This is a genomic window from Brevundimonas vesicularis NBRC 12165, from assembly GCF_001592205.1.
Taxonomy (GTDB): Bacteria; Pseudomonadota; Alphaproteobacteria; order Caulobacterales; family Caulobacteraceae; genus Brevundimonas; species Brevundimonas vesicularis.
Genome location: NZ_BCWM01000001.1, coordinates 189,509 through 200,368 on the forward strand (window position 1 = coordinate 189,509; position 10,860 = coordinate 200,368).

The 10,860-nt window shown below is 66.3% G+C and carries 13 protein-coding genes; 8 read left to right on the top strand and 5 right to left on the bottom strand.

Translation table 11 applies throughout. The features are described 5' to 3' along the window. Positions 1–25: 25 nt before the first annotated feature. Positions 26–748 carry a hypothetical protein gene (locus BVE01S_RS00960; RefSeq protein WP_218015894.1) on the bottom strand — a complete coding sequence of 241 codons (723 nt, stop codon included), beginning with the start codon at positions 746–748 and terminating at the stop codon, positions 26–28. A gap of 111 nt (positions 749–859) precedes the next feature. On the opposite strand from BVE01S_RS00960, the gene BVE01S_RS00965 reads away from it, so the two are divergent. Continuing rightward, positions 860–1,465 (top strand): LOG family protein, encoded by a 606-nt coding sequence (locus BVE01S_RS00965; RefSeq protein ID WP_066623070.1) that lies wholly within the window; start codon positions 860–862, stop codon positions 1,463–1,465. 105 nt (positions 1,466–1,570) lie between these two features. Then, positions 1,571–1,864, top strand: coding sequence for a DUF8200 family protein (locus BVE01S_RS00970; RefSeq protein ID WP_017504618.1), 294 nt, complete (start codon positions 1,571–1,573; stop codon positions 1,862–1,864). 15 nt (positions 1,865–1,879) lie between these two features. On the opposite strand, the gene gltX is transcribed toward BVE01S_RS00970, so the two are convergent. The 3 genes from gltX to BVE01S_RS00985 form a co-directional block, all read right to left on the bottom strand. Beyond that, positions 1,880–3,214, bottom strand: coding sequence for a glutamate--tRNA ligase (gltX, locus tag BVE01S_RS00975; RefSeq protein ID WP_066623072.1), 1,335 nt, complete (start codon positions 3,212–3,214; stop codon positions 1,880–1,882). A 76-nt stretch (positions 3,215–3,290) separates the two neighbouring features. After that, the gene (gene dksA, locus BVE01S_RS00980; RefSeq protein WP_084375231.1) at positions 3,291–3,716 is read right to left on the bottom strand and encodes an RNA polymerase-binding protein DksA; all 426 of its coding nucleotides are present in this window, start codon (positions 3,714–3,716) and stop codon (positions 3,291–3,293) included. A 179-nt stretch (positions 3,717–3,895) separates the two neighbouring features. Continuing rightward, positions 3,896–4,321 carry a flagellar assembly protein FliX gene (locus BVE01S_RS00985; RefSeq protein ID WP_066623074.1) on the bottom strand — a complete coding sequence of 142 codons (426 nt, stop codon included), beginning with the start codon at positions 4,319–4,321 and terminating at the stop codon, positions 3,896–3,898. A gap of 183 nt (positions 4,322–4,504) precedes the next feature. On the opposite strand from BVE01S_RS00985, the gene BVE01S_RS00990 reads away from it, so the two are divergent. From BVE01S_RS00990 to BVE01S_RS01005, 4 genes are all read left to right on the top strand, one after another. Beyond that, complete coding sequence (locus BVE01S_RS00990; RefSeq protein ID WP_088582749.1) at positions 4,505–5,626, top strand: flagellar basal body P-ring protein FlgI; 1,122 nt, start codon at positions 4,505–4,507, stop codon at positions 5,624–5,626. Between the two features lie 2 nt (positions 5,627–5,628). Further along, positions 5,629–5,931: a rod-binding protein gene (locus BVE01S_RS00995; RefSeq protein WP_066623075.1), complete on the top strand. Its 303-nt coding sequence runs from the start codon at positions 5,629–5,631 to the stop codon at positions 5,929–5,931. Next, complete coding sequence (locus BVE01S_RS01000) at positions 5,928–6,365, top strand: flagellar basal-body protein FlbY (protein WP_066623076.1); 438 nt, start codon at positions 5,928–5,930, stop codon at positions 6,363–6,365. Before BVE01S_RS00995 ends, BVE01S_RS01000 begins: the two co-directional genes overlap by 4 nt. A 103-nt stretch (positions 6,366–6,468) precedes the next feature. Beyond that, the gene (locus BVE01S_RS01005; protein WP_066623078.1) at positions 6,469–8,046 is read left to right on the top strand and encodes an EAL domain-containing protein; all 1,578 of its coding nucleotides are present in this window, start codon (positions 6,469–6,471) and stop codon (positions 8,044–8,046) included. A 6-nt stretch (positions 8,047–8,052) separates the two neighbouring features. On the opposite strand, the gene BVE01S_RS01010 is transcribed toward BVE01S_RS01005, so the two are convergent. Then, positions 8,053–9,663 (bottom strand): ABC-F family ATP-binding cassette domain-containing protein, encoded by a 1,611-nt coding sequence (locus tag BVE01S_RS01010; protein WP_066623081.1) that lies wholly within the window; start codon positions 9,661–9,663, stop codon positions 8,053–8,055. A gap of 175 nt (positions 9,664–9,838) precedes the next feature. On the opposite strand from BVE01S_RS01010, the gene BVE01S_RS01015 reads away from it, so the two are divergent. Both BVE01S_RS01015 and BVE01S_RS01020 read left to right on the top strand, forming a co-directional pair. Continuing rightward, positions 9,839–10,273, top strand: a complete 435-nt coding sequence (locus tag BVE01S_RS01015) for a hypothetical protein (protein WP_066623084.1) — start codon at positions 9,839–9,841, stop codon at positions 10,271–10,273. A gap of 25 nt (positions 10,274–10,298) precedes the next feature. Continuing rightward, positions 10,299–10,793, top strand: a complete 495-nt coding sequence (locus BVE01S_RS01020) for a group III truncated hemoglobin (RefSeq protein WP_066623087.1) — start codon at positions 10,299–10,301, stop codon at positions 10,791–10,793. The last annotated feature ends 67 nt before the right edge of the window (positions 10,794–10,860 follow it).

Consider the following 10,860-nt stretch of genomic DNA (forward strand, 5'->3'; position numbering starts at 1 on the left):
ATGGTTTCCAGATCGTTAAGCGCCTTCAGTCCGGCAGCCAGGTCGTCTGACGTCCCGCTGGATCGACGGGCCATGTGATCCGCCAGCCCGCCCCCGCCCGCTCGACGACGAAGCCCGCAGTCGCCCCCGCGCCCGGATAGTCGAAGCGCTTTCCATTCACCGTGATCGTCGCCCCACCCGACTGTCCGATGACTGCCCGCCAGCGGCCGCGTCCGATCGCCGTCGGCGCCATATCTGCACCGTTGATATTGACCGAGGGAGCCGCCCCATTCGTCCGGCCTGACGCCATTAGAGTCGCACCGTCCGAATCCACCGCATCCAGCCCCTCGCCGCCATCGAGCCGGACAGTCGGCTGGCCTGCTGCGATCAGGGCGACGGGACCGGCTCCGCCCTGGATCACCACCAGCGTCTCAGGCGAGACGGCGGCGTCCTCGCCCACCTGCACCTCGGGCGTAAAGCGCACATCGCCGCTCAAAGGCGGCAGTCGCAGTTCGAACCGCCCCGCGCCGTCCGCCGTCGTCGCCACGGCCGCAGTATCCGGCGCACGCAGCACGACGCGCGCATTGGGCCCCGCCCCGCCGCGCAGCACCAGAACGCCGCCGTCGCGCATCACGCCATCAATCTGGGGCGGGCGAACCCAGGGCGAGGCCTCGTCGGCCCCCGTCGGCCCCGCCACGCCGCCCTGCTGATCGGAACAGGCTGCGGCAGCCAGGACCGCGACACACGCGACCATCATCTGACGTTTCATCCTGCGCCTCTACAATATAGGACTGGCGACCCAGCGGCTCGAGCCTGTGTTAGCTTGAGCGCCGTCGGTTTGGCCATGGCCAGGCCGCCTATTCGTTTTCTTCGAGGCTCCATGTCCCTGCCCCCCGTTTCGTTCCTGCCGTTCGACGGCTCTTCCGTCTGCCTGTTCTGCGGCGCCTCCGAGACCGCCGATCCCACCTATACCGAAGCCGCCTACGCCTTCGGCAAGGTGGCGGCCGAGGCGGGCTGGCGGCTGGTCTATGGTGGCGGCGGCGTGGGCCTGATGGGGGCCTCGGCGCGTGGCGCGCATGAGGCGGGCGGCCGGGTCGTCGGCATCATGCCGGCTTTCCTGCGCAGCCGCGAACGCCTGTTCGACGACGTCGAGACTGTCGTCGTCACTTCGATGCATGAGCGCAAACAACTGATGTACGACCAGTCCGACGCCTTCGTGGTCGCGCCCGGCGGCATCGGCACCCTAGAAGAGGTCGTGGAGCTGCTGTCCTGGAAGCGGCTGGACCTGCACCACAAGCCGGTCGTCTTCCTGAACCTGAACGGCTTCTGGAATGGCTTCTTCGACCTGATGAAGCACAGCGTCGCAGAAGGAATGACGCCGCCGTCGTTCTTGGACGCTTGGACCGTCGCTGAAACCGTCGAAGAGGCGATGGCGCAGGTTCAGGCCGGCGGCGATGCGCCGCAATTGAAACATGATCATCGATAAGTGATCATCGCTCATAATCCGCTGCGCGCGTCTTGACAGTTTTTATCGAAAACTGACATGGGAGCGCAGCGGCATGACGCCGTTCTTCATTTCGGAGAGTTTTCAATGCGCGCTCTGCTGATCGCCGCCGCCCTGTTCGCCGCCGCCCCTGCGGTCGCCCAAGCCCCCGCCGCCACCAGCCTGACGCTGGCCGACGCCGCCAAGGCGCCCGCACGCGCCACCATCATCGACGGCGCTCGTTGGTCCTGCGAAGGCGCGACCTGCACCGCCGCGGGCGGCACCGAACAGCCCGCGACGCGCGCTTGCCGTCGCGTGGTTCAGAAGTTCGGTCCCGTGACCGCCTTCTCCTACAAGGGCGTCGCCCTGAGCGCAGACGAACTGGCTGTCTGCAACGCCTAGAATGCCTAAGGCGGCTTAGGCCGCCTCACCTCTCAGACGCCGCTGGATGGTTTCGCGACCGATCAGCGGCGCCATGGCCGCCATGTCCGGCCCATGCTGCTGCCCCGTCAGCGCCAGACGCAGCGGCATGAATAGCGCCTTACCCTTCGCGCCCGTCTCGGCCTTGACGGCCGAGGTCCACGCCGACCAGGCGTTCTCGTCGATCACTTCCGGCAGCAGACGCAGCGCTGTTTCAATGAAGGTCGCATCTTCGATCACCGGTTGGATCGGACCACGGACGATCTGCGCCATGTCCGCGACGTCGGCGAACTTCGTCAGATTGCCCCGCACCGTATTCCAGAAGGCTTCGCCCAGATCGGCGCCGAGAGCCTGAAGACGCGGCTGCGCCGTCGCATAATCCATGACGTGCAGCGCCTGGGCGTTCAGCCGGTCCAGATCCGCCGTATCGTAACGCGCCGGCGAACGGCCCATCTTGGAGAAGGCGAAGCTCTGTCCCAGAGCCTCAATCGAGGCGCCGACTTCCAGCGGATCAGAGGTGCCTATCCGGCCAAGGTGGCTGGTGATCGCGATCGGCTCATAGCCCTGGTCGCGCATGTCGCTGATCGACAGCGATCCCAGACGCTTGGACAGGGCCGCGCCGTCGGCGCCGACAAGCAGCGGCATGTGGGCGAAGCCCGGAACCGGCGCGCCCAGCGCCTCGAAGATTTCGATCTGCGCCCCGGTGTTGGTGACGTGATCCTCGCCCCGGATGATGTGCGTGATGGCCATGTCGATGTCATCGACCACCGACGGCAGTGTGTAGAGGAACAGACCGTCCTCGCGGATCAGCACCGGGTCCGACATCGAGGCGGTGTCCACCTCCGCATGACCGCGCGCTAAGTCTTCCCAGGCGACGCGCTTGCCATCCAGCTTGAAGCGCCAATGGGGGCGGCGCCCTTCGGCTTCGTAAGCGGCCTTCTGCTCTTCGGTCAGTTCCAACGCCGCGCGGTCATAGATCGGCGGCAGGCCGCGCGACAGTTGCACCTTGCGGCGACGGTCCAGCTCGTCGGCGGTCTCATAGGCGGGATATAGCCGCCCCGACGCCTTCAGCCTGGCGGCCGCTTCTTCGTAGCGATCGAACCGCTTGGACTGGTTGTAACGCTCGTCCCACGGCATCCCCAGCCAAGTCAGGTCGTCTTCGATCCCCTGTTCAAACTCGGGCGTGGAGCGCGCCAAGTCGGTGTCGTCGATGCGCAACACAAACGATCCGCCCTGCCCCTTGGCGAACATCCAGTTCACCAAGGCAGTTCGGACATTGCCGACATGCAGCTTACCCGTGGGCGACGGGGCGAAACGAACCTTGACGGACATGGATAGACGACCTCGAAAGCGAGGCGGCTAGGTCGCCCCGCAACCCGGCGAAGTCAAGGCGCGGAAGGCTTAAACCTCAGTCGTCGCGGTGAACGCGTTCGCGGCGTTCGTGGGCTTCGACCGACAGCGTTGCCGTCGGACGGGCTTCCAGACGACCCAGGCTGATGGGTTCGCCCGTATCCTCGCAGTAGCCGTAGGAACCATCCTCGATCCGGCGCAGCGCGTCGTCGATCTTGGAGATCAACTTGCGTTGTCGGTCGCGGGTGCGCAACTCCAGCGCGCGATCGGATTCCGAAGACGCCCGGTCCACCAGATCGGGGTGGTTTTCGGTTTCGGCCTTCAGATTGACGACCGTGCCCTTGGACTCGCGAAGGATCTCATCCTTCCAGGCCAGCAGCTTCTTCTTGAAATAGGCTTGCTGCCGTTCGTTCATGAACGGCTCGCTGTCAGACGGCCGATACGGGCCGGTTTCGTCGGACACAACGGACGCCAAGGCGCTCATCGATCTCACGCTCTCTAACACGCCCCCCTGTGGCGTAGATGGCCGTATAATCAGCCCGTCGAGTCGCGGCAACGCGGTTCTCGATTCCGTGATGAAAATAGGGCGACTAACCGCCGGACAGTGGCAAAAGTCACTCAGTGCCGAAGCTTAGCCGCCTGATGTCAGACGATTATTTCGTGTCAGGGGCGGTTGCGGCGCATTTCCGCCTTCGCTAGTTCGACTGAGGCGCGCAGGTCGATCTGATCCAGCAAGGCGCCCAGGTCCTTGTCGTCGTCGGCGGCGCGCTCCTCGCGCAGGCTCCGCGCCAGACGGTCCAGAGCCCCCTCGGCGGCGTCGCCGTTCAGCAGGGCCAGCTTGATTTCGTCAAGGCGATCCAGAAGACCGCTGCCGCGCCGGATCGCGCGACGTCGCTTTTCCAGCGGCCCCTCGACCCCTTGAAGGGCCATCAAGGCCGAGACGTCAGAAACCCCGCCCGTCGCTGCGCTGGCGGTCGTTGCAGCAGGCGCAGGGGTAGCCGCAGTCTGCCCTAGCGAGAAGCCGCTGGCGGATCGCGTAGGACGTGTGCTGGCAGGCGTGCTGACGCCGTTGGGGCCGACAACCTTCATGTGCAGGTGCTCCGCGTCATGAAATCATGGATGACGGGCGGCGGTGACTGTTTGGTTAACGCCCCGGCAAATCCTGCCGCTTCTCTGACCGTCAAAGGCCGACCGACATTGAATTCACGTCGTTAATTCTTCGGCACGATCCTCGCAGTGATGACGGCGTAACGTTGCGTGGACGCCTGACCGATGCAAAATCTGCTTGCCCGCCTGATCGCCTCCGTCGCCGCGACGCTCGTCGTCGCCGGCGGCGCGACCTCGGCGTTGGCCCAGTCGCAGTCGCGCATCAAGGACATCGCCGCCATCGAGGGCGTGCGAGGCAACCAGTTGGTCGGCTACGGCATGGTCATGGGGCTGAACGGCACGGGCGATTCCTTACGCAACTGCCCCTTCACCCGCCAATCGCTGGAAGGCATGACCGAGCGGCTGGGCGTCAACATTCGCGGGGCCAACGCCAACACCAAGAATATGGCCGCCGTCATGGTCACCGCCGACCTGCCCGCATTCGCCACGCCCGGCTCGCGCATCGACGTGTCGGTGGCCTCTATGTGCGACGCTAAAAGCTTGCTGGGCGGTTCGCTGGTTGTCACCAGCCTGCAAGGCGCGGACGGTCAGGTCTATGCGGTGGCGCAAGGCTCGGTCCAGACCGGCGCCGTCTCGGCGTCTGGCGGTTCGGGGTCGTCGGTGACGCGCGGCGTGCCGACCGCCGGCCGCATCGCCTCGGGCGCCCTGGTCGAGCGCGAGACCGGCTTCCAGATGGCCAATATGAACGAGGTACGCCTGAATCTGCGCAACCCCGACTTCACCACCGCCCAGCGCGTCGCCGCCGTCGTCAACGCCGCCTATCCAGGCTCGGCTTTGGCCGAGAACGGCACGGTCGTCGCCCTGCGCGCGCCTGGTGAACTGGGCATGGCGGGCTTCATCAGCCGGATCGAAAACCTGGCCGTCAGCGTCGATACCCCCGCCAAGGTCATTATCGACGAGGTCAACGGCGTCATCGTCATGGGGGACGCCGTGCGCATCTCTCGCGTCGCCATCGCCCAGGGCAACCTAACCATATCGGTGGACGAACAGCCGCAAGTCAGTCAGCCGGCGCCCTTCAGCCGGGGCCAGACCGCCGTCGTGCCCTCGACCCAGGTGAACGTCGAAGAGGATCTGGGCACCCAGATGCGGCTGGTCGGCGGCGGGGCCAACCTGTCCACCCTGGTCAACGGCCTGAACGCCTTGGGCGTCAGCCCGCGTGATATGATCAGCATTCTGCAGGCCATCAAGGCCGCCGGCGCCCTGCAGGCCGACATCGAAGTGATGTGAGCATGACCGACCTGACCGTCTCCGCCGATCTGCTGCGCCCCGCCGCGGCCGCCCCAACGGCCGTGAACCGTGACAAAATCGCGGAAACCGCCAAGGCCTTCGAGGCCACCTTCATCTCGCAGATGCTGAAGCCGATGTTCGAAGGCCTGTCGACCGACGGCCTGTTCGGCGGCGGTCAGGGCGAGGCGACATGGCGTAGCTTCATGCTGGACGAAATGGCCAAGAGCACGGTGAAGGCCGGTGGCATCGGCCTGAGCAACACCGTCATGGCCGAAATGCTGAAGATGCAGGAGGGCCGGCAATGAGCGACACTGAACTGGCCCAGGCACGCGTTCGCCAGCTGACGACCCTGACCTTGCGCCTGACCGAGCGGCTGAGGGCCGAAACAGCCGCTTTCGCCGATGGCCGTCCTCAGGATGTGGCGGCCGGTCTGTCGGAAACCCAGGAGATGGCCAATCTCTACCGTCGCGATTCCGCCCATGTGAAGGCCAATCCGGCGCTGCTAAGCGGCGCTCCGATGGAAGACCGCAGGACACTGATCGACGCCACGCGTGAGTTCGACGCGGCCCTGACTCGCCACAGCCGCGCCGTCGACGCCGCGCGTCAAATCTCCGAGGGTCTGGTCCGCGCCATCGCGGCGGAGGTCACCGCTGCTCGCACACCCGCCTCCGCCTATGCCGCCGACGGCCGCGCCTCGCTAGGCGACGGACGCGCTGTCGCCCTGAACCGAATGGCCTGAAGCGCATGGCCTGAAGGGACGGCCCTTCGCCGTTCGCAGATCACGGTTCGCGTCCTAAGGGTCATTGCCTATTTTTTAAGCGACTGTGTGCCAGCATGGCCTCATGACGCTGACCACTCGCCTCCTAGGCCTGGCCTTCGCTTCCGCCGACACCCTGGTGGAGGTGGATCCGAAAGGCGTGGTCGCCTTTGCGATCGGCGCGGGCGCCGTGGCCGGCGAAGACGCAGGCGCGACCTGGACGGGCCGTCCCCTGCTCGATCTGCTGCACGACGGCGCCTCTACCCTGACCGCCCTGCAAGGCATGAAGGCCGGTGTGCGTATTCCGGCGACGTCGATCCTTGTGGCGGCCGGTCCTGACCGCGTGCGCCGCGCCTCGTTCCGCGCCTTCGTCCTGCCGCAGATGGCGCCCGCCGTCTCCTGCGCCATATCCTACGAAGGCCCGGCCTTCGCGCTGGAGGATCTGGAAACCCGCCCGCTTCTTGAGCCGGAAGATTTCCTGGCCGACGCAGGGCGCGTGTTGGAGTCTAATCCCGACCTGGCCCTGTCTTTCCTTGACATCACGGGGCTTGAGAACGTCACTGGCGACGCCGCCGACCGTCTGAACCGCCGCATCGAGGCCACGCTTCAGTCCGCCGCCGTCGAGGGGTCGAGCGCGTCGCAGGTCACCGGCGTCCGCTTCGCCCTGCTGCGCCCCGCCAACGACCGTCGCGACATCGCAGCCGAGATCGTGGAAGCCGGTCGGGCCGAAGGCCTATCGCTGGGCGCCGAGGCTTTCAGCTCGCCCGTGCCGCCCGGATCGGATTCCCTGTGCGTGCTGCGCGCCATGCGGTTCGCCATCGAAGGCTGTCTGAAGGGCGACGGCCTCGCCAATCCGCAGATCGCCTTCGCGGACTCGCTAAAGCGCACCTTCCGCGACGCTGAAACTTTCCGCAGCCTGGTCAAGTCGCGCGAGTTCCAGGTCCATTATCAGCCCATCGTCCATCTGGACTCCCGCGCGGTCCACCACTTCGAGGCCCTGACCCGCTTCAACGGCAACAATGGACCCGCCGAGGCCATTCGCATGGCCGAGGAGTTGGACATGATCGAGTCGTTCGACCTCGCCGTGGCGGAGAAGGTGCTGAAGCGGATGCGCCAGCCCGGCGCCGGCCTTCTGAAGATGGCGATCAATGTTTCGGGCGCCTCGCTGGGCGATGACACCTACGTCGAGCAGTTGCTGCGCATGACCGCCGGCGCGCCCGAGGAACGCCGTCGCCTGATGGTCGAGGTGACCGAAACCTCCGCCGTTGCAGACATCGAAGCCGCCGACCGTCGCCTGGCTGCGCTGCGCGAAGCCGGTATCAAGGTCTGCATCGACGATTTCGGCGCAGGGGCCGCCGCCTTCGACTATCTGCGCAAACTGTCCGTGGATTCGGTCAAGATCGACGGAGCCATCGTGCGCGACATCCAGACCGACCAACGGTCCAAGGCCATGCTGCACAGCATCGTCGAACTGTGCCGTTCGATGAGGCTGGAAACGATTGCTGAGATGATCGAGACCGACGGCGTCGCCGCCGAGCTCAAGGCGGCGGGCGTCGAATACGGCCAAGGCTGGCTCTTCGGCCGCGCTGAAGCCGAGCCGCGCACCCAACTGTCCAGCCCGTCGATGGTCCGTCGCAAGGGCGCCGTCGAGGCCTGGGGTTGACCGACTTCAGAGTTCGATCGGGCGCGTGATCTTCAGCGCCGCCAGGAAATCCACGTCGTGGCTCACCACGATCAACGCGCCGTCATAGGCGTTCAGCGCCTCCTCGATCGACGCGATGGCGTCCAGGTCGAGGTGGTTCGTCGGCTCGTCCAGCACCAGCAACTGCGGCGGCGTCGCGCCTGTCATGACGCAGGCCAGACCCGCCCTCAGCCGCTCCCCGCCTGACAGCTCGCCGACCCGGCGCTGCGCCGCCGTATTGCGAAACAGGAACCGCGCCAGCGCCGCCTGGGCGTCATTGACCGACCCTTGCGGGTTCAATCGCCGCCACGCCTCCACCAAGGTTTCGTCCGGGCTCAGGATCTTGACCTCCTGATCCAGCAGCACCGCACGCACAGGCCGATCGACGGCGCCCGTGGTCGGTTGCAGATCGCCGGTGATCAGCCGCAGCAAGGTCGTCTTGCCCGCGCCGTTCGGTCCCGTGATCGCGACTCGTTCCGGCCCGACCAGCTTCAGGTCGACCGGCCCGACGATCGTCCGTCCCTCAGGTGTCGCCCAACCGACTTGGTCCAATGTCAGCACTGTCCGTCCCGTTGGCAGGCCGGTCGTCGGCATCGGGATCGCCAGCGTCCGCGTTCGCTCTACGCGCGCCTGGGCTGAGGCCAAGGCGTCCTGCGCGGCCGCGGCCTGACGTTCGGCCAGCAAGCCGCCGCGCGCGCCCGTGTTTTCAGCGCGCTCGGCCCGGGCGCCCAGCAGGATTTTCGGCATATCGCCCTTGGCGGCCTTGCGACGGCCGGCGGCGTCACGGCGCGACTGAGCCTCCGCGCGCTGCTGAGCCTCCGCGCCGACACGCGCGAGTTCGCGCTTGGCTTCGGCCAGATCCCGCGTCGCCGCCTCGCGCTCCAGCGCCTTTCGCTCGACATAGGCGTCATAGCCGCCGCCGTAGCTGGCGACGCCCAGGCTCGACACCTCAAGGATTCGGTCCATGCGGCGCAACAGGTTGCGATCATGGCTGACCACCACGACCCCGCCGTCCCAACGCGCGATGACATCGGCGACCAGCGCCCGCGCCTGCGCATCCAGATGATTGGTCGGCTCGTCCAGCAGGATCAGATCGGGCTGGGCCAGCCTCAAACCCGCCAGCCGCAACCGCGTCTGCTCGCCCCCGCTGAGACTGCACGTCAGGCGGTCGTGGTCCAGGTCAGGCAGCCCGATCTCTCGCAAGGCCTCGTCAAGACGAGTCTCCAGCGTCCAGTCAGCCTCGGCCAGATCGTCAGCCGTTCCCTGCCCCGCCAAAACCCGCGCCACAACAGCCAGCGCAGATTCTACACCGAGGGTTCGCGCGACGGTTTCGTCTGGCGCCGGCTCATAACGCTGATCCAGCACGCCGATCGTTCCAGCTCGCGCGACTGCACCCTCGGCAGGCGCGGCTTCGCCCGAGATCAGGCGCAGCAGCGTGCTCTTGCCCGCGCCATTGCGACCGACGATGCCGGTTCGCTCAGGCCCGAACGTCAGGCTCAGATTGTCGAATAATGTGGCGCCGTCCGGCGTCCTAGCGGCGACCTTGTCGAGTGTCGCGAGTGCGGACGGGGACGCGTTTCGGCTTGGGCTGATTGGCATTGAGGATCACGAGCAGCATGGCGGACAGGGCGGAACCGGTGGCCAATGCGATGATCATGATCGTCAAACCTTCTGCAAAACGCGTCAGAACAAGGAGGATGGGTCGTAATCCCGCAATGCGCAAGTCTGGCGTCGAACACGGCCGCGTGAGAAGCTTGGCGTTGAGGAGACAACCATGAAGACCGTCATCACCCTCGCCATCGTCTCCACACTGGCTTGCGCCGCATGCGCGACTGCGCCGGACCGGCGGCCGTCTGCCCCGAATTACAGCGCCGTGCCGACCCAGGCGCCGACGCCCAACGCACGGCTCTATGCCGCCTGCCTGGAGCAGGCTGCCGCAGCCGACGCCTATCGTCGCGCGGACAACGGGGACGGCGCAGAATATATCCTGTTCACCTGCACGGGTGCGCCGGCCGCCGCCTTCGCCACAGCCTTGATTCCCTGGAGCGAGAAGATCGGATCGACATTCCAGCGTGACGGCCGCACCTTCCGCTCGACCGCAAAGGTCGAGGCCGACCTGTTCGGAGTCGATTCCTGCTCGACCGATGCGATGGGCGGAGACGCTGTCTGCATCCTGTCGTTCAACGCCGGCGACTTCCTCGACCAATAGGCTGGCTCCCGCTAGACCAGCCGTCATGCAAACCCTTTTCCGCATCGACGACCCCGCCAGCGCCGCCGCGCGGCGCGGGGCCGCCGTCCAGCGCCTGCGAGACGAGACAGGTATCGACGAGGCCATGATCGACGCCCTGGTCGAAGGCTTCTACGCCCGCGTCCGCGACGACGCCCTGATCGGCCCGATCTTCGCGGACCGGATCACCGACTGGGCGCCGCATCTGGCGCAGATGAAGCTTTTCTGGTCGTCGGTCGCCCTGTCCACCGGCGTCTATCAAGGCAGGCCGATGCCGAAACATCTGCCCCTTCCCATCGATGCGCGGCATTTCGATCGCTGGCTGGAGCTGTTCGTCGAAACTGCGCGCGCCCTGTGCCCGCCCATCGCCGCCGACCACTTCGTTGAACGCGCCCGTCGCATCGCCGAAAGTCTGGAACTGGGCGTCGCAAACGCCAGCGGCGTGCGTCTGGCCATGGGCGAGCGTTTCGTGCGGCCCACGCAGGTGTGGACGCCGGATTGATGCACCGGCCGAAATGTTCCTACATTGTTCTTGCTTCAATCACGCAATTCGTCCCCATATAGCGATG